At 39.3% G+C, this 18,237-nt stretch carries 12 protein-coding genes; 5 read left to right on the plus strand and 7 right to left on the minus strand.

The features are described 5' to 3' along the window. Positions 1–131: 131 nt before the first annotated feature. Positions 132–1,418 (plus strand): MFS transporter, encoded by a 1,287-nt coding sequence (locus ACTJKC_RS24240; RefSeq protein WP_440796092.1) that lies wholly within the window; start codon positions 132–134, stop codon positions 1,416–1,418. A gap of 635 nt (positions 1,419–2,053) precedes the next feature. On the opposite strand, the gene ACTJKC_RS24245 is transcribed toward ACTJKC_RS24240, so the two are convergent. From ACTJKC_RS24245 to ACTJKC_RS24265, 5 genes are all read right to left on the minus strand, one after another. Beyond that, positions 2,054–2,269, minus strand: coding sequence for a PLDc N-terminal domain-containing protein (locus ACTJKC_RS24245; protein ID WP_440796094.1), 216 nt, complete (start codon positions 2,267–2,269; stop codon positions 2,054–2,056). Positions 2,270–2,287: 18 nt separating this feature from the next. Further along, positions 2,288–4,039, minus strand: a complete 1,752-nt coding sequence (locus ACTJKC_RS24250; protein ID WP_440796096.1) for an ABC transporter ATP-binding protein — start codon at positions 4,037–4,039, stop codon at positions 2,288–2,290. Between the two features lie 116 nt (positions 4,040–4,155). Then, positions 4,156–5,745 (minus strand): thiol-activated cytolysin family protein, encoded by a 1,590-nt coding sequence (locus ACTJKC_RS24255; RefSeq protein ID WP_440796098.1) that lies wholly within the window; start codon positions 5,743–5,745, stop codon positions 4,156–4,158. Positions 5,746–5,831: 86 nt separating this feature from the next. Continuing rightward, the gene (locus tag ACTJKC_RS24260) at positions 5,832–6,974 is read right to left on the minus strand and encodes a thiol-activated cytolysin family protein (protein ID WP_440796100.1); all 1,143 of its coding nucleotides are present in this window, start codon (positions 6,972–6,974) and stop codon (positions 5,832–5,834) included. A gap of 42 nt (positions 6,975–7,016) precedes the next feature. Then, positions 7,017–8,588 carry a S41 family peptidase gene (locus tag ACTJKC_RS24265; RefSeq protein WP_440796102.1) on the minus strand — a complete coding sequence of 524 codons (1,572 nt, stop codon included), beginning with the start codon at positions 8,586–8,588 and terminating at the stop codon, positions 7,017–7,019. A gap of 1,114 nt (positions 8,589–9,702) precedes the next feature. Between ACTJKC_RS24265 and ACTJKC_RS24270 the strand changes: the two genes are divergently transcribed. Continuing rightward, on the plus strand, positions 9,703–10,386 hold the full coding sequence (locus ACTJKC_RS24270; RefSeq protein ID WP_440796104.1) for a hypothetical protein: 684 nt from the start codon (positions 9,703–9,705) through the stop codon (positions 10,384–10,386). Positions 10,387–10,437: 51 nt separating this feature from the next. Further along, positions 10,438–10,932, plus strand: coding sequence for a hypothetical protein (locus tag ACTJKC_RS24275; protein ID WP_440796106.1), 495 nt, complete (start codon positions 10,438–10,440; stop codon positions 10,930–10,932). Between the two features lie 550 nt (positions 10,933–11,482). Here ACTJKC_RS24275 and ACTJKC_RS24280 read toward each other — a convergent pair. Both ACTJKC_RS24280 and ACTJKC_RS24285 read right to left on the minus strand, forming a co-directional pair. After that, positions 11,483–12,799, minus strand: coding sequence for an amidohydrolase family protein (locus ACTJKC_RS24280; RefSeq protein ID WP_440796108.1), 1,317 nt, complete (start codon positions 12,797–12,799; stop codon positions 11,483–11,485). Continuing rightward, the gene (locus ACTJKC_RS24285; protein WP_440796110.1) at positions 12,789–15,809 is read right to left on the minus strand and encodes an amidohydrolase family protein; all 3,021 of its coding nucleotides are present in this window, start codon (positions 15,807–15,809) and stop codon (positions 12,789–12,791) included. Before ACTJKC_RS24285 ends, ACTJKC_RS24280 begins: the two co-directional genes overlap by 11 nt. A gap of 112 nt (positions 15,810–15,921) precedes the next feature. Here ACTJKC_RS24285 and ACTJKC_RS24290 point away from each other — a divergent pair, with 112 nt between their 5' ends. Together ACTJKC_RS24290 and ACTJKC_RS24295 are read left to right on the plus strand one after the other, a co-directional pair. Next, positions 15,922–16,365: a cytochrome B gene (locus tag ACTJKC_RS24290; RefSeq protein ID WP_344852261.1), complete on the plus strand. Its 444-nt coding sequence runs from the start codon at positions 15,922–15,924 to the stop codon at positions 16,363–16,365. Between the two features lie 449 nt (positions 16,366–16,814). After that, complete coding sequence (locus ACTJKC_RS24295) at positions 16,815–18,212, plus strand: anthranilate synthase component I family protein (RefSeq protein ID WP_440796112.1); 1,398 nt, start codon at positions 16,815–16,817, stop codon at positions 18,210–18,212. Positions 18,213–18,237: the final 25 nt, after the last annotated feature.

The following is an 18,237-nucleotide window of genomic DNA, read 5'->3' on the forward strand; positions in this document are numbered from 1 at the left end:
ATCCATCGGGTTTTTTTGTGGAATCAAGATTGGTCATTTTTACTTTTTAATGGAAAAAGAACTCATCTTAAATGTTTATCTATTCCCATATTTAATTTTCAAAGCTTAGTTTTGCAAATAAACTTTTTTCTGTGGCAGATTCAGACCCCAACCCCGTTATTGTAAAACAAGATCCCTTCGCAGCTTTGCGCTATAAAGAATTCAGATCTTTCCTTGGCATGCGCTTCTTTTTTACACTGGCCTACCAAATGCAGGCTGTTGTAATTGGTTATCACATTTACGATTTAACACACGATCCGTTAAAACTGGGCTTGGTGGGTTTGTGCGAAGCCATTCCGGCGATTGGAATTGCTTTATATGGAGGCTACATTGCCGATAAAAGCGAAAAACGCAGTTTACTGATCAAGATATTTTCAGGGGTTTGGTTAGCCTCTGTACTGATGCTCATTATTACCAGCAAATACCTTCACCTAAAAGAAGACCTTATCGTACTCATTATGTATGGCCTGGTTTTCTGCATTGGGATTGCAAGAGGCTTTTTCGGTCCGGCAACATTCTCCCTGATGGCGAAAATTGTACCTAAAGAACTGTATCCAAATTCGAGTACCTGGAACAGCAGCAGCTGGCAGTTGGCTACCATTATCGGGCCTGTGGCCGGTGGTTTTGTTAACTGGCTATGGGGAATTACAGCAGCCTATACTTTTATTGTGGTATTGGTTTCCATCTCACTGATCTGCATTTTTACACTTAAAAAACATCCTTCAACATACGTTCCGAAAGAAAATATATTTCATAGTTTAAAAGAGGGAATCCACTTTGTGTTTAAAACCAAAATGATGGTTTGGGCCATGAGTTTAGATCTTTTCTCGGTGTTTTTTGGTGGGGCAGTAGCACTGTTGCCGATGTTTGCGAAAGATGTTTTCCATTTGGGTTCTTATGGTTTGGGCATGATGCGTGGAGCGGCTTCGCTAGGCGCAGTAATTACCATGCTGGCCATGACCCGCTTTTCGCCAATGGGAAAGCCGTGGCGTAACCTGCTCATTGCAGTTACCGGTTTTGGTTTAAGTATCATCTGTTATGGCTTATCTAAAAATTTCTACTTAACCTTGTTTTTCCTGTTCCTCGAAGGATCGTTTGATAGCGTAAGTGTAATTATCCGCCAAACCATTATGCAATTGCTTACACCTGATGATATGCGCGGAAGGGTTTCGGCCGTAAATAGTATGTTTATAGGTTCATCGAACGAAATCGGCGAGTTTGAATCCGGCTTATCCGCAAGGTTGCTAACTTTAGTACCGGCCGTCGTTTTTGGAGGCAGCATGACGATCGCTATTGCCGGGATTACCTGGTTGAAAACGAAATCGCTTACCAAATTGAGTTTACAGGATATTAACGAGCAAACCACGAAGGCTGCTTAATTTAATCTTCCGAATTTTCGGGATTGATAATCTATTTTTTAGCGATAGGAAAGCAATGGGCTGCAAGTCTTTTCGGTAGTCCTGCCTTTCCTCCAATCTTTTTGGCAATGATGGTATGTTCTGTTGATTCAGTGCCGCAAAAAGTATTTCCGTACAGTCAGGTTTAATTTAGTAAGGCCTTTGCAGCTATTAGGGGTTGCAAGGCAGGGTGGTTAGCGTTGTAAACTTTAATAACCCGTTTGCTGGAAAGTTGACAACACTGAATATTATTATTTAAAAAGGTCTCTGGAGACACAGACCCTGGCTACGAGTCGTTGTCAACTTTAATAACCCGTTTGCTGGAAAGTTGACAACGCTGAATTATTATTACATAAAAAAGGTCTATGGAGACACAGACCTTGGCTACGAGGCATTGTCAACTTTAATAACCCGTTTGCTGGAAAGTTGACAACACTGAATTATTATTACATAAAAAAGGTCTGTGGAGACACAGACCTTGGCTACGAGTCGTTGTCAACTTTAATAACCCGTTTGCTGGAAAGTTGACAACACTGAATTATTATTACATAAAAAAGGTCTGTGGAGACACAGACCTTGGCTCGAAACGCAGCCCTGGCTATTAATTTCAAATAAGTTTAAAACTTTTTATTCTTGCCCCACATCAGGTAAATAATCGAGCCTATAAACGGAGCGAAAAGGATAATGATAAACCAGAGCACTTTTACCGTGAAACCCATGCTGCTGTTTCGAGATATATGGTACAACGCAGTTAATATTAACGCTAACCATAATATGGCTGCAATAATTACAATAATGGCGATCTGATTGCTTTCTACTTGTGCTAATAACATGGTAATATTATTTGTTCCTTAAGCTTCAACAACCCGCTCGCCAATTTGTTGGCGCCACATGGCCTGATATAAACCATTTTGTGCAATTAGTTCCTCATGTTTCCCTTGCTCAATAATATGGCCCTTCTCTAACACATAAATTTTATCAGCGTGTTTAATGGTCGATAAACGGTGGGCAATCAGTATCGTGATGTGATCGGTTAAATTAGAAACCAAACGGATCGTTTTAGTAATTTCTTCTTCCGTAATCGAATCGAGTGAAGAAGTAGCTTCATCAAAAACCAGGATATCAGGCTGACGCAACAATGCCCTTGCAATTGATAAACGTTGTTTTTCTCCACCAGAAACTTTAACCCCGCCTTCGCCAATTAACGAATCCAAACCTTTATCGGCGCGGGCTAACAAAGTCTGACAAGCAGCCTGGTTCAATACTTTGTAACACTCTTCATCAGTTGCATTAGGGTTAACGAATAACAGGTTTTCGCGAATAGTACCCGAGAACAGCTGTGTATCCTGTGTAACAAAGCCGATTTTTTCGCGTAAGGCATCAAGATCGATGTTATTGCTCGGAATGCCGTTATACAAAATCTCGCCTTCTTTCGGCTGATACAAACCAACCAGTAATTTCACCAAAGTGGTTTTCCCCGAACCTGATGGGCCAACAAAAGCAATGGTTTGTCCGTTGTGGGTTTTAAACGAGATATTTTCTAAAGCATTTCTGTTTGCAGTAAGGTGTTTAAAGCCAACAGCGCTAAAAGTAAGGTCTTTAATTTTTTCGATAGAAGTTGGATTTTCAGGTTTTTTATCAACAGGTGTGCTTAAGATTTTTTTAAAGTTACCTAACGAAACTTCAGCTTCGCGCCATGATAAAATTACATTTCCTAATTCCTGCAATGGTCCGAAAAGGAAGAACGAATAAAAAAGGAAGGAGAAATATTGCCCTGCAGAAATCGTATTATCGAAAATAAGCAGCAATAAAACCAGCACCATGGTACTGCGCACCAGGTTTACCGTAGTGCCCTGCACAAAACTCATACTGCGCACGTATTTTACCTTTTTAAGCTCCAGCCCAAGAATTTTATAGGTGGTTTTGTTCAGCCTTTCGATTTCCTGATCTGCAAGGCCCAAACTTTTAACCAGTTCGATGTTCCTTAACGATTCGGTGGTAGAACCTGCCAAAGCAGTAGTTTCGCCAACAATAGAACGCTGGATGGTTTTGATTTTGCGGCTTAAATACCAGCTCACGAAACTGATGATTGGAATGGCCGAAAAATAAACCAAAGTAACTTTATAACTTACTGAGATGGAATACACGATTACGAAAATCATTCCGATTAAGCTTACAAAAAGGATGCTGATAAAAGCCGTAATAAACTTTTCTGAATCTAAACGTACTTTTTGTAAAATGCCCAGGGTTTCGCCACTGCGCTGATCTTCGAAAACCTGATAAGGTAATTTTAAAGAGTGCTGTAAACCATCGGCGTACATTTTTGCACCAACTTTTTGAACGATTACGCTGGTGAAATAATCCTGAAAGTTTTTGGCAATACGCGATACCATTGCCGCACCAATGGCCAGGCCAATTAAACCCAACGAGCCCCAAAGGTACTGACTATAGGTTAACGAATCTTTTTTATTGATGAAACGGTCTAAAATCCGACCGGTAATATATGGATCTAAAAGTGAAAAGCCAATATTTATACCTGCAAGCAATAGCGCTAAAGCCACAATCCACTTGTGGTGTTTCAGGTAGTTAAGTAATAATCCCATTAAGTTTTGTTGTTTGTGAATGCAAACATAAAAAAAGGGAACGGATAAAAATCCATTCCCTTTTTTTATGACTTTATAAAGTGATTGCTCTTTCTTTAAGATAGTGTGGTTATGTGTTAAAGTATAGGTGCCAATACTTTGTAAAATATTCCTAAATTTAAGGTGTAATCATTTTTTTGAAAATTGGAAGAACTATTAGTGTATGTTGCTCCATCATGTTCATCATAATAGCTAGAGCTTAGGTTGGTATCACTTATTAGGATAGCATCCTGTTTCAATAAAATTCTATTTTCCTTAAAATTATTGGATTTAATGATAGCATTATTGGTAACCATTGGTGGCTGGTATTCTGATGGACCGTATGGGCCACTGCTTGATAAAGATGTTTCTTGCCTTATATTATATTCAAATTTGACATTGTCTTGCGGAACTGTTGGCGTTGAGCCGGTCATATCTGAGTAGAAGCATAAGTATATATCTGCAGTAGTACGGCTTTCTCCTCCTGTTTGGTACTGAGAAGCAATGTATCTGCTTTGTTTATTCTGATATTCTATTCTTGCGTATATTGGCTGGGTATCAATATTAATCCTGAATTTGGTTTTCACCACAGTGTGATCATTTAAATGGCTCAAGCTAAAATATATCGGCACACCAGGGTTACTTGATGAAAAGCTCCCGCCTTTAATAATAAACTGTACAAAAGCATCAAATCCATTAACTGTTTCAACAGCATCGCTGCCATCGGCACCAATAATGTAAATCTTCATGGAAGATTCGTCGATTATTCTCTTTTCTTCTTCAGTTGTAGAGCTGCTTCCAGAAACGAAGAGGGCTTTAAATGCGGAGTTATAGGCATTATTAACAGCCTCATAAGAGTAATCAGATTCTATAGCCATTATGCCCATACGTCCATAAGTAATCGAACTCACGTATGTAGGTGTTTTTTGGTTTAAAGCGTTCAGGTCTACATTATCATTCATTAATTTTCCGTCGGCAGGTATATCTAAGTCAAGCGTAAAATTTTTCTGAATAAACTTTGCATAAATGCCTGTTCGTTTCGAAATCTTATCAATGGTTTCGGTACTGTTTGATGTTTTACGCCCAAAAAGAGTTCCTGTTTTTACATTCGAACCAAAAGCGAGTTTGAGTTCATCATAAGCACTAAACTTTTCTAAACTATAAGAAAAACCTGCAACTTGCGATCCAATATCATTTTGTGCTAGGATATTTGTAACAAAGTTTCTGGTTGCCGAAAGTGATGGATTGGTAATTACACCGCTTACTCTTTTAGCCTGGAACGAAACTGAAGCCGTAACCGGTTTTACTGAAGATTGAAATTCGGATATAGGAGTAAAATTTAAATCAGCAATAGAGTTTCCCTGAAGTAGTGATGCGGCATATATGTATCTTTCATAGGCAGAGTTTTTCATCAGGGCAATTTCATCCGTTTCTACAAATAATGTTCTGCCAAAATCGTTTGCCCATAAACTGTCTTTATAAATATCGGCACCACTTAGTTTTTTTTGGTCTAAAATGTTCTTGATTGATTGACTTGTATAAGCAGATGAACTACCTTCTATATTGATATCAATAACTGGATCAGCAAACTTTCCGCTAAATGTAGATTGCGGTATTAAAGTGGTTTCGTTTTTTCTACACGATGCTAGAATAGCGAAACAAGCCATAAATAGTATATATTTTTTCATTAAATATGTTGTCTAAACTTAAAAAATCGCCATGCCCTGAATTTATTTTTAAGTTTGGGCACAGCGATCGAATGTGGACGGTGATATTAATTTTTAGGGAAATTAACCAGGAATCTGGTTCTGAAAATTGAATTATCGCTTAAATAACTCAACGTGTAATATAACGGGAAACCAGGTGTTTGTGGTGTATAATTTCCGCCAGAAATTATATATTGTCTAAATGCATCGTAGCCGTTAATAGATTGTGCAACTGATTCGCCTTCGCCACCAACATCATAAATTTCAATTGACGAATTATCGATAATAGTTTTTAAAGAATCTGCTATAGATGCTCCGCCGCTTACAATACCCGCATTAAATGCAGCTTTAAAAGCTCTTGTTAATGACGAATAATTATAATCAGACTCAACCTTGATCATGCCCATTCTTCCATAGGTGATAGAGCTTACATAAACAGGAGAATATGGGCCCAGCTGACTTGGGTCTACAGAATTATCCAATAAGTTGCCATCTTCAGGCAAATCCATATCTAAGGTAAAGTTGCGTTGAACAAACTTGGCTATAAGTCCGGTTTTCTTCTCAATTTTGGTCTTGTTTACAGATGCACTGGCATTAAAAATACTGCCTACTTTAATATTGGCACCAAATGCAAGTTTAAATTCATCGTAATACGTAAACTGATTCATATCAAAGCTAAAACTCGCTATCTCTTTACCCGAAAAGCTGTCAGAATAAATAGATTCAAGAAAAGACCGGGTGGCAGATAAGCTTGGTTTATTGATTATTCCCGAAACATTTGCGGCATGTGCCGATACTGATACTGTGATCGGTTTAACTTTATTTTGATATTGAGATAGTGGCTTATAGGTTAAATCAGATATTGAGTTTCCTTGTATTAAAGATCCAGGGAAGATATAACGCGAATAATTTGTTAATGCAACCTGCTCATCCGACTCTATAACCAGGCTATGGCCTGTATCGCCAGCCCAAACACTATCTTTAATTAGTTCTGTATAACTTTTTTTGTTGCTGTTAATTAAGCTTTTAACAGGATTGCCCTGGCCGGTAATGCTAATAACCGTATCGGGGAATTTCAATAGTTTTTTAAGTGTTCCCTCGCCTTTTTCTTTTGAATTTGTTTCTTGTAACTGCGCTGTTTTTTTACAAGATGTTGCTGTGAAAACTGCAATGGCAGCAACCGCAATAAGCGTTTTTAAATTGTTTTTCATGGGTTTGATAAATTAAGATAGATATTGTTTATTAATATTTTTTCATTTCAGTTTAATGTTTGATTTAATTATTCTTTGATACTCTGTTTTGCCAAATACTTCTGTTTTGGGAGCATAAACATTATTTGTTGTCCCAGATTTGGTTTTGGATAGTTTGTTGTTTGCAGATATCCTTTTTTGTATATACCCCATGTCGTTTAAAGCAGTGTATAGCCCTTTTTCTTCTAACTCACCGAAATCTGTTTCAACATCGTCATCAGTAGTTATGGTTGTGGGCATGCCATCAAAATAATCACCTTCATTGTTGGCATTAAGGTTCTGAAATAATGAAAGGTAAAGGGGGTATGATTTTATTATCACAGGGAAAAATCCAATTGGCTTTCCGAAGGTTTTAATAGGCTCAATTAATGTTTCACTGGTTCTTACACCTATAAGCTTTACATCCATGTAAGGTTTTAAACAGTTAATCAGTAACTCACTTGCAGAAGCGGTTTTTTTACTAACAATAAAATATACTCTGGTTAAGTTATTTAAACCCGAACTTTTTTTAAAAAATGATGTGTTTCCTTCAAGAGAATAATCGCCATCTGCAAAAGTGGCAACCCTGCCATTGATAATCAGTGCCGGAGTGCCATCATCGTTTAAAATCGGCTGTTTGGCCAATAGGTTGGCACCTCCACTCTGCATGAGTGAGTTGTACTTTTCCTTTCTCATTATTTTGCCATTGATACTTTGTGGCGCAATGATGTTTGCGAAATTCTCACAGGTTGTTACATCTCCACCACCGTTGTATCTTAAATCTATAATCAATTCTTTTACCGCGTTACTATTAAAATATGCAAAAGCGTTATTTAAACTTTCATCTTGGCCTCTAGGACTAAAAAATTTTAAATATGAGATATACCCAACATTGGTATTATTGACTTTTAATATGGCTACCTTATTTACAGGATCACTGATGTATGCAGAACGTTTAAGACTAAATTTTTGCGATTGATATGCATTAGATTTTCCATTTAGCGTAAGTTCAACTTTATCGAAATCAAAAGCATTTTTAATGTATTTATAAAAATCTGCAGTGTTTTCACCTTTTCTTCCATTAATTTCTTCCACTTTCATCCCTCTCCTAATGCCAGCTTTTTCTGCAGGAGAGTTTTTTATTACATATTCTATATAAATTGCAATATTGCCAAGCGCTACCATTGTAATGCCGTAATTATTACCTATATCCGTTAGCTTGTAATCAGTTTGTACACTGTTGCCTTTTTTATCAAGTATGATAGAAAATTTTGTTTCTGCTGGGCTCGACTGATAAAATTCATATGATTTTCCAGTTTCAGGATTTATAGCATAACCGGCAATATCAAATATCTCTTTGTTGTATGTGGCAATATCATTTCCGCCTGTATATTTAGAAGTATTAAAATCTGCTTGCTTTGGAAGTCGATCACTCCAGTAATATATTTGCTTTGCATATAGAAATATGGAGTCTAATACCTGTTTCTGTTCAGTGTTTTCAGGCTGCTGTACATTGTCTAAATCTTTTCTGCATGAATGTGTAAATAGACAATAAACAATTAAAAATAATATTCTTCTTGTATTTTTATAAAGCATTGGGACGTTATGTATTACCTCAAATGTATATTTATAACTATTTTGTTGATGTTATTTTTGTGTTAACGTTTTGTGCATTTTTTTCTGTTTTAAGGTTTTTAATCTGCCTCAATATTATTTCATGTACAAAATTATCAGGTGCTTGTATTGTGATTAAAGCAAAGCGTTTTGTTTAAACTAAAAAATAAAATCTTCAATTTTGTTGCTTAATGGGTGGTATTGGTATTAATTAGAACTAACATTAAATTAATATTAGCTGGTGGAGTTAAGATAATGTTAGCATCACAATTTAAATATCTTATTGTAAACTAAATTTTTCCTGATTGTCTCTATTTAAATCAATAATTAATAACTTAGTTGTATGGTTACCGTCCGAACCCCTAGGTTTATCGGCAATATATCCCTCATTAGGTGTTTTAATTACCTGATCTCATCCCAAAAAAGGCGAAAGCCAATCATCCCACAATAATAACAGTGCTTAGGCTTAGAGCCTTAGTGCATTTTTTGAATATTTTTTAATGCGCTCTGCAGATTAATCTGTAGTTGCAACTACAAATCGCATACGTAAGGGGCTGCATTTGATGCTGGCAGGATCGCAATCGATAGTGGAGGGGTAGAAATCAATACTGGCGGCTTCGCATAGGATAGTGGAAGGTGCGCACTTGATAATGAATATAGCGCAATCAATACTGGCGGCTTCGCATAGGATAGTGGCAGGTGCGCACTTGATAATGAATATAGCGCAATCAATACTGGCGGCTTCGCATAGGATAGTGGCAGGTGCGCACTTGATAGTGCACATCGCGCAATTGATACTGACGGCTTCGCATAGGATAGTGGCAGGTGCGCACTTGATAGTGAACATAGCGCAATTGATACTGACGGCTTCGCAAAGGATAGTGGAAGGTGCGCAATTGATAGTGGACATAGCGCAATTGATACTCGCGGCTTCGCATAAGATAGTGGCAGGTGCGCACTTGATAGTGAACATAGCGCAATTGATACTGGCGGTTTCGCAAAGGATAGTGGAATAGATCGATGGAACAGGCTTGCTTAACAACGCATTGAATAACGGAAAATCACTTAGTAATAATCTATTTAAAAACGAAAAACAATGACACAAAAAGAAGAGAATTATTTAACAATGGCCAATGTAACACTTCAGGTATTGAATGCGAACAAGTCGATCTGGTCTGAGCAGTCTGTATTTAGTAAAATTGTTACTGATATAGAGGAAGATGTACACAGTATTAATTCGGCCATAAACAGTGCTGGTATTAAAAGCACCGGGGCAACAGCAACCAAATACCAAACTGCAGATGCGGCCATTAACTGTGCGGTTAAATACTCCGGTTTGGCGCAGATCCATGCGCTGGAAACTAATAATGCCATATTATTTGATGAGCTTAAAATATCTGCCTGGAGCTTAGAACGATTAACTGATCAACAATTAATCCCTACATTGGAACATATTTATAGCCGAATTAATGCCTTAAAAGATAAACTTAAACCTTATGGTGTATCGAAGGATGACCTGGAACTGTTTCAGAAACATATTGAAAACTTTAAACAGCATAAAGACCAGCCAAGAGTAGTTATAGCCGAACGAAAAGGATTTAACAATGCCATACCAACCTTGATAATGGAACTTAAAACATCATTTTTTAAACTGGATAAATTGATCAAAATCTGGGAAAGCACAAATGAAAAGTTTGTAAGGGATTATGAAAATGGCAGGACTGTGATTCCTTTAGGGGCAAGGCATAAAAAGGACGGAACGCCACCGGCGCAAATGTAGATAACAAATCTATTTCGGTGGGTGGAAACACGCCACCGATAGACGAAACACATGGAAATACAGTTAGAAGAAAATATTCCTTTAAACGACGCAGATTTAAAGCACATAGAAATTCAGGAAAAAGGATTTAAGAAGGTGCTTCCGATGGTGTTAGGAGGAAGTGTATTTTTATTGATGGCATTTACGGCGCTACTGTTGAAACATCATTTTGCAGATTTTAAATACTACGATTATATTTTGTTTGTAGGTGCCGGCTTTGCCATGTATGGTTTTTGCTATTGCTTTGCCTGGCTGGTAATGCGCTACGATAGCGCCAATTGGAAAAAAGATAGAGAAGAGGGTAAAAACAAATTGATTAGTGTGGTAATTAACCGCGATAAAACAGAACATGCAGAATACCTTACTTTTGCCGGGCCTGCTAAAAATGAAAAAATAAGAATCAGGGTAAAACCCGAAGATTATTCGCGTTACGCAATAGGAACAAACGTATCTGTGGTCTATTTAAAATTTAGTAAGGAAGCGCTTGAAATACTAAATATGGATTAAATGGAAGCATACCGACGGACTTGTATCATGAAAGGCGGATACGAGCCTGCATACATAAAATATTTTTTTTTCACCTGGGATTCGTTGCGATGGGACGATCTGTTAATATTATAGTTTATAACTCCGACGTGGACCAATCTAAGGTGTCTTATAACGTCCTCGGGACGTATGCCGGGTAGCCAATTTTTAATTGGCGTTTTCGTTCCGTAGGAACGTCTGGTTAATTATTCATTAATAAACAAATCATATAAGACAAAAAACGGCCGATAAACTAATACCGGCCGTTTCTCATTTTTACGCTTTTACAGTTAACCATGCATAACAGTTTTCAGTTGGTAATTTGCGGTAAGCAATTTAACAATGTTATAGTTAGGCAATTGAACGGTTCGCTATTCACAATTAACCCACTGAGCGTAGTCGAAGGGTAAAAAGTTAACCGATTAACCATTATGGCAGTTTTCAGTTAACAATTTAACAATCAAGCAATGCAACAATTAGGCGTTTCGCATCAATTAACCAATTCAAACAATTAACCAGTTAACCCCAAGGGTTATTTCTTCTCAGCAGTATATTTATCGCTGAATTTTTTATCTAACTGTTTGTGCAAATTATCCAGGTTGATGTCTCTTCCCTGAATAAAAGCCTGTTCCACTTTATTGGTGCGCATATCCAAAGCATCGCCGGCAGAGATAAAAAACGTTGCATCTTTGCCCGTTTCAATACTTCCGGTGGTTTTATCAACACCCATCGCTTTTGCTGCGTTTAGGGTAATGGTTGATAATGCTTTTTCTTTATCCAGTCCCCAGGCTGTAACCGTACCGGCCATAAAAGGCAGGTTGCGTTGTTGCCAGTAACCATCAATACTCAGCACGACGTTTAAACCCGCATTGGCCAATACCGCGGCATTTTTATAGGGCATGTTTACATCATCATCATTGTTATTCGGCAAAGCATGAGGCTGTTTTACCACCAAGGTAATGTTGTTGTCTTTAAGGAAATCGATTACCAGATAAGCTTCATCTGCGCCTGTAATTACCGGGGTAATGCCGAATTTCTTAGCGAAATTAACGGCCGCAACAATATCCTTCTGACTATCGGCCGCAATAAATAATTTTTCGTTGCCAGCGAATACCTTTTTCATCGCTTCGAAACGGGTATTAATTACCTCAGGTTTGCTGATTTCTGAATAAGCCTTCGCCTCGGCAAAGAAAGAAGTTAACTGCGCAATGGCAGCCTGTGTTCTTTCGGCCAAAGCCTCGGGCGATGCCTGCTGACGGCCGAAACCACCAAAACCACCCCTGAAACGTGGGGTAACCGGCCAGGTAACATGCATGGCATCGTCAGTTTTAATTGCTGCATCTTCCCAGTTCCAGGCATCGAGCTGAACCACTGATGAACTGCCCGAAACGGTGCCGCCCTGTGGGGTTGGCTGTGCCATTAATACGCCGTTGCTGCGTAATGTTGCCGGAACTTTCGAATCGGTATTGTAAGCCACGATAGAACGGATGTGCGAATTAAAATCGCCTATTTCCTGAAAATCCAAGGTGGCTTTTACCGCTTCAATTTCTGTTAAACCCAGGTTGGTGGTTGCCGCAATAAAACCCGGATAAATGTGTTTGCCTGTGGCTACAATGCGCACTACATCATCCTGTAGTACTTGCCCGTTGGCCGTAACCGAAATAATTTTGCCGTTGCCAAAAAGAATGGTTCCGTTTTCGATTACCGTTCCGTTGCCCACGTGCACGGTTGCACCTGTGATGGCGATCGTCTTGCTCTGTTTTTTAGCTGGCGAAATGTTTGCCTGTGCAAAACACAGCAAGCTTGTTGCCGATAAAGCCAGACTTAAAATATATCTTTTAGTGTGCATGTTCTTTCTCGTTTAATTCTGCTGAATAGTTTTCTAAAGTTTCGCAATTGTACAGGCGCGGGGCATCACCCATCGGGCGTTGCATGCGGCCACCTTTGCTTTTGCTCTCTAACATTTTTTGGATTAAACGGGCTTTCTCTACCTGTTGTGCTTTGATAATTTGAGCATCTTTATCGATATCCCAGTAAGCCACACCATCTACAAATGTTTTCTCAGCCCTGGCATAAATAGAAAGCGGATTAGCTGTCCAGATCACCACATCGGCATCTTTACCTGCCTTTAAACTGCCCACTTTATCATCAATGTGCAACATCCTGGCGGGATTAAGTGTTACAAACTTCAAAGCGTCTTCTTCCGGAACGTTACCGTATAAAACTGATTTTCCGGCTTCCTGGTTTAGGTGACGGGCCATTTCAGCATCATCAGAGTTGAAAGCGGTGGTAATACCCACATTATGCATAATTTTCCCGTTGTAAGGAATTGCCTCAGCAACTTCGTTTTTATAAGCCCACCAATCAGAGAAAGTCGAACCTGCAATGCCATGTGCTTTCATTTTATCGGCCACTTTATAACCTTCTAAAATGTGTGTAAAGGTGTTGATTTTAAAGCCCAGGCTATCGGCCACATGGATGAGCATGTTAATTTCGCTCTGCACATAAGAGTGGCAGGTAATGAAACGTTTGTTGTTCAGGATTTCTACAATGGCATCCAGTTCAAGGTCTTTACGTACACTGTTACCTTTTACCGATAATGCTTTTTGGTATTCTTTTGCCCGGGTAAACTCATCAACAAAGGTTTGCTCAACCCCCATACGCGTAACCGGGAAACGGGCGCCCGTACCGAAGTTACTTTGTTTAACATTTTCGCCCAATGCGAATTTGATGAAACCATCGGCACCAGCAAATTTCAACTCTTCGGGCGATTTGCCCCAACGTAATTTAATCAGTTGCGACTGTCCGCCGATTGGGTTAGCCGAACCGTGTAAAATATGTGAAGTGGTAATCCCACCCGCCAGCTGACGGTAAATATTTACATCTTCGGAGTTGATGATATCGGCCACACGTACCTCAGCCGAAACCGATTGTGCCCCCTCGTTAATACCACCTGCACCTGCAATGTGCGAGTGCTCATCAATAATACCAGCCGTAATGTGTTTACCCGTAGCATCGATTACTTTTGCACCACTTGCCGAAAGGTTTTTACCAACAGCTTTAATCTTTCCGTTTTCTAAAAGTACATCAGCATTTTGAAGGATGCCGTCTTTCTCGTTCGTCCAAACCGTACCATTTTTAATCAGCACCGTTTCCTGTTTAGGCAATTCGGTACTGCCAAAGGCAGAGAAAGGATAAATTACCGGACCCATGGCTAAAGCAGCTTTAGGTTCGTCTTTTTTAGGTGTTTCTTTTGCTGCTTCTTTGTAGATAGCTGTAAATTTTCCGGTGCTACCATCAGCCAAAGCCGATTCTCCTTTAATGGTTACCGGATTTGCCGAAGTAATGTAACCGCTTAAACGGACATCGCCCTTAGGGTTTTTCTTTAAGTTGAAATTAACGCTGATCCAATCGCCATTACGTGTAAAAGTGGCGGTGGTTTTTACGCTATCGGCACCGGTTCTTTCAATCGCAGCGGTTGATCCGCCACCGGTACCGGTAATTTTTAAGGTGAGGGCACCAACACCGTCAACGTTTAAATTATAAGTGCCGCGTACATCGCTCACATCCATTTTGTTGACCACAAAACGTTTGCCTTGCACCCAGTTTTCGAAGATGATGTTCCCGTTTTTGAACAGGTTATCCGAAGAGATCAAAAAGTTGGCAACTTTTCCTTTTTCCAGTGAGCCTACCTTATCGCTGATGCCTAATAATGAGGCAGGGATTTCAGTAACCGATTGTAAAGCTTGTTTTTCGGTTAAACCGTTTTCTATTGCCGTGCGGATATTGGTCCAGAAATCGCGGCTGTTCTCCAATCCGAAAGCCGTTAAAGCAAATTTAATTCCTGCTTTTTCCAGACTAGCCGGATTGGTTGGCGCCAGCTCCCAGCCTTTCATCTGCGATAAACTAACGTTCCGGGCTTCTGCAGGATCTTCTACATCATAAGCTTTAGGGAAAGTTAAAGGAATAATCAAGCTTGCACCTGTTGCCTTAACTTCGTTGATGCGTTGGTATTCATCACCTGTTGATTTGATGATGTATTTCTTGCCGAATTCTTTACCGATTTTATCAGCACGGAGGATGTTCTGCCATCCATCAACCTCAAAAATTTGTGGTATAGTTTGTTGTTTACCAAATTCATCAAGCGAGATATTGTATTCGTCTTTTTGTTTGCCATACCATTGTGCATCGTAATAAGTTTGGCGCAACAAAGCAATCGAACCCATTAATGAAGTAGGATAATCGTTTGATGATGTTCCCTTGTTAAACGAATAATTTGCTGCGGTTTGATCTTTCAAAATCACACTATTATCTGCACCCTCATTTAAGGTAACCGCTGCCGAAACACCACGGGCAATGCCATCGCGGCTAATTACATTTACGCTTCCGAAACCCACTTTACGCAGTTCATCGGCTTTTTTGCTGTCGGTAGAAAAAATGTTTTTCACATAAGTTTCTGGTCTGATCGATTCGTTCCATCCATAAGCACCTTTTTTGGTCGATACGAAGACAGACTGGCGCTGACCGCCAAAACCACGTTGTTGTGCTGGCGCCTCTGCAAGGCCATAGCTGGTAAATGCGTCAATTAAAGAAGGATAAACAAATTTTCCTTTTAAATCGATCACTACATAACCTTTTGGTACGGCTAAACCGGCGCCAACGCCCTGTATGGTTTGTCCTTTAATTAAAAGTGTTGCATTGGTGAGGGTTTGATTGGCATTTACTACTATTGTTGCATTGGTGAAGGCAAACATTCCGGGTCGGGTATCAAAAGAGCCATTAACCGGGAAGGTAGTTTGCTGTGCAAACAGAAATGTAGTAGAAATTACCAGCCCAATAGCGAGTAAAATTTTCTTCATAATAAGTTTAGGGTTTAATTTGTTTAAAACTAATATAAATTAGCCTTCATTTGGCTGAATATCCTATTTTTTACAATTAATGTCTATTTTTGACTAAACATATTTGATAAAAATGTACAACATCTTAAAATCTGCGCACTCCGGATGGCGCTACATCGTATTAATTCTATTGGTTATTGCAGTAATCAATGCTTTATCGGGCTGGTTGGGTAATAAAACTTACACAGAAGGTAACCGCAAACTGAATGTATTTACACTGATTAGTGTACATATTCAATTTTTGATCGGGTTGGTGCTGTATTTCCTGAGTCCTTTAACAAAATTACCAATGAGCGATGCCATTGGTCGTTATTTTAAGGCCGAGCATACCTCGATGATGATTATTGCCATCATTTTGATTACCGTAGGTAATGCTAAATCGAAAAAAGTAACCGAAGCCGTAGCAAAACACCGAACCATTGCCGTTTTCTTCAGCTTAGCGTTGATCCTGATTATCGTTGCCATTTTGTTAATGGTTAAAGATGTTCCCGGAAGATCTTTTTTTGGGGTTTCTTAACAGGATATTTCTGGTGAATTAAATATAGGATCCTGCTTTAACCGAGCGGGATTTTTTCGTTGCTGTCATGCTGAATGCAATGAAGCATCTGAAAGCGAAGGGCCGCAGGCTTTAAAGGATCCCTCGCTACGCTCAGGATGACACGGGAATTAAGGCTCATGATTTCAGACTTCCGACTCCGGACTAAACTTATTTTCATAAATATTTCGCTTTTTCAAAATTCTTTATATTTTTGTGGCTCATGATCAACAATATACATACATGGCTTTGGCAAAGTAATTCGAAAACGGATTGCGCTGGCTGCGTATGAAAAAAATATAGTTTATCAACCTAAACCTTATTAAAGAACCATTAAAGCCCGGCGTAGAACCACACGCCGGGCTTTTTATTGTTAAAAAAAACGGAAATGCAAACCTTAAGCCCTATAGCTTACACCATTTACCTTTATCATGTATAAAATAAATACGACTTACAAAAAGATGCTTGCCGATACCACTACACCAGTGAGCATTTATTTACGTTTACGGGATGTGTACCCCAACAGCATCTTACTCGAAAGTTCTGATTACCACAGCAGGGAAAACTCGATGAGTTTCGTTTGTGCAGATCCTGTTGCCGGAATTATCTTAAAGGGATCGCGGCTGGAAACCTATTTTCCTGATGGAGCGGTAGAAATTACCGAAAGCAAAAACCTGATTGATGAAATAGCGGATTTTAAAGATAAATTTAAAGAAACGGAATTACCTGAAATCAAGTTTATTTCGAGCGGATTGTTCGGTTACTTCACCTGGAACGCCGTACAGCATTTTGAAGATATTAAATTTACTTCCGAAACACCCGAAGGCGAAGAGATTCCGGAGATGCAGTACCATTTGTACCGCTACATCATCGCTATCGATCACTTTAAAAACGAAATTACCCTTTTCAAAAATACTTTCGAAGGCGAAGAAAAAGGCGGACTGGAAAAAATGGAGTACCTGATCCAGAATAAAAATTACCCTGAATATAAGTTTCAGACAAGGGGGCCGGAATCTTCGAATTTAACCGATCAGGGTTTTATGGATCTGGTATCTAAATTACAGAAGCACATTTATCGTGGTGATGTGTTTCAGATTGTACCTTCGCGGGCATTTAAACAAGCTTTTTCTGGTGATGAATTTAATGTATATCGCTGTTTACGTTCCATCAACCCTTCACCTTATCTGTTTTATTTCGATTACGGGAACTTTAAGCTTTTTGGTTCTTCGCCGGAAGCGCAGATTACCATCAAAAATAATTCAGCAAATATCTTCCCGATCGCGGGAACCTTTAAACGCAGCGGAAACGATATAGAAGATGCCGAACAGGCCCGCAAACTGGAGCAGGACCCTAAAGAAAGTGCAGAACACGTAATGCTGGTCGACCTGGCCAGGAACGATTTAAGCAGGCACTGTAACCGCGTAGAGGTAAAATCATTTAAAGAAGTACAGTATTATTCGCACCTCATCCACCTGGTAAGCAAAGTAAGCGGACACCTGCAGGAAAATGTAAGCGCTTTTAAAGTAGTGGCCGATACCTATCCGGCAGGTACTTTGAGTGGTGCACCAAAATATAAAGCCATGCAACTGATTGACGAAAACGAAAAGCTGGGCAGAAATTTTTATGCGGGAGCGATTGGTTTTATGGGTTTTAACGAAGATTTTAACCACGCCATCATGATCAGGACCTTTATGAGCAAAAATAACGAACTGCATTACCGTGCAGGGGCCGGTATTGTTGCCGATTCGGTACCGGAAACCGAAATGCAGGAGGTAAACAATAAAATTGCCGCGCTGCGTAAAGCGGTAGAGATGGCAGAAGGAATTTAGGTTGATGTAAGATGGAAAATGTGAA

This window comes from Pedobacter sp. 22226, from assembly GCF_052045455.1.
Taxonomy (GTDB): Bacteria; Bacteroidota; Bacteroidia; order Sphingobacteriales; family Sphingobacteriaceae; genus Pedobacter; species Pedobacter jeongneungensis.

Coding starts and splice junctions, on each gene's coding strand:
- ACTJKC_RS24290 (WP_344852261.1), top strand. CDS start 15,922: ATGTACAACATCTTAAAATCTGCGCACTCCGGATGGCGCTACATCGTA.
- ACTJKC_RS24250 (WP_440796096.1), bottom strand. CDS start 4,039: ATGGGATTATTACTTAACTACCTGAAACACCACAAGTGGATTGTGGCT.
- ACTJKC_RS24245 (WP_440796094.1), bottom strand. CDS start 2,269: ATGTTATTAGCACAAGTAGAAAGCAATCAGATCGCCATTATTGTAATT.
- ACTJKC_RS24270 (WP_440796104.1), top strand. CDS start 9,703: ATGACACAAAAAGAAGAGAATTATTTAACAATGGCCAATGTAACACTT.
- ACTJKC_RS24275 (WP_440796106.1), top strand. CDS start 10,438: ATGGAAATACAGTTAGAAGAAAATATTCCTTTAAACGACGCAGATTTA.
- ACTJKC_RS24260 (WP_440796100.1), bottom strand. CDS start 6,974: ATGAAAAACAATTTAAAAACGCTTATTGCGGTTGCTGCCATTGCAGTT.
- ACTJKC_RS24280 (WP_440796108.1), bottom strand. CDS start 12,799: ATGCACACTAAAAGATATATTTTAAGTCTGGCTTTATCGGCAACAAGC.
- ACTJKC_RS24265 (WP_440796102.1), bottom strand. CDS start 8,588: ATGCTTTATAAAAATACAAGAAGAATATTATTTTTAATTGTTTATTGT.
- ACTJKC_RS24295 (WP_440796112.1), top strand. CDS start 16,815: ATGTATAAAATAAATACGACTTACAAAAAGATGCTTGCCGATACCACT.
- ACTJKC_RS24255 (WP_440796098.1), bottom strand. CDS start 5,745: ATGAAAAAATATATACTATTTATGGCTTGTTTCGCTATTCTAGCATCG.
- ACTJKC_RS24285 (WP_440796110.1), bottom strand. CDS start 15,809: ATGAAGAAAATTTTACTCGCTATTGGGCTGGTAATTTCTACTACATTT.